Source organism: Actinotignum sp. usb-actsch-rep-73, assembly GCF_059082735.1.
Map to the genome: position 1 here is coordinate 1 of NZ_JBHNPV010000028.1, position 706 is coordinate 706.

Consider the following 706-nt stretch of genomic DNA (forward strand, 5'->3'; position numbering starts at 1 on the left):
CCACATCGAAGCCCAGCTCAAAAAGGCCGTTGAAGCCTCCGGGGGCTTGTGCTGGAAGCTTGTCTGCCCTGGAACCAGTGGCGTACCTGACCGGCTATGCCTGATGGGAGGCCAGGTCGTCTTCGTCGAAGTGAAAGCCCCCGGCAAAAAGCCTCGGCCGATCCAACGCCGACGGATGAACCAGCTACGCCAGCAAGGCTTCACCGCGTTGGTTGTTGATTCGATGGACGGCATACAGGAGGTGCTTGATGCACTACACGCCGCATAACTACCAACGTCAAGCGACCGATTTCATCATCGACCATGACGAGGCCGCGATCTTCCTTGGGATGGGTTTGGGCAAATCGGTGATCACGTTGACGGCGATCTGGCAGCTCATGCTCGACTACTTCACCATCCACCGCGTCCTCGTCATCGCACCACTGCGGGTAGCCCGCGATACGTGGCCAACCGAAATAGCGAAGTGGGATCACCTGCGAGGTTTGACCGTATCGGTCGCTGTCGGCACCAAACAAGACCGGCTGAACGCTCTCGCGGCGTCTGCGATGGTGACCGTCATCAACCGGGAGAACATCCCCTGGCTCGTGGGTCAGTACGGCGATGGCTGGCCGTTCGACATGGTCGTCATCGACGAACTGTCCTCCTTCAAAAACCACCGGGCGAAACGATTCACGGCATTGGTGAAGGTTCGTCCGCACGTTAAGCG

2 protein-coding genes are annotated in these 706 nt (G+C 58.9%); both read left to right on the plus strand.

The features are described from left to right. The first annotated feature begins 4 nt into the window (after positions 1-4). Positions 5-268, plus strand: coding sequence for a VRR-NUC domain-containing protein (locus AC5RE1_RS01680; protein WP_493938239.1), 264 nt, complete (start codon positions 5-7; stop codon positions 266-268). Further along, positions 249-706 (plus strand): SNF2-related protein (locus AC5RE1_RS01685; RefSeq protein ID WP_493938238.1); only part of this gene is annotated, 458 nt, incomplete at its 3' end. The genes AC5RE1_RS01680 and AC5RE1_RS01685, both read left to right, overlap by 20 nt.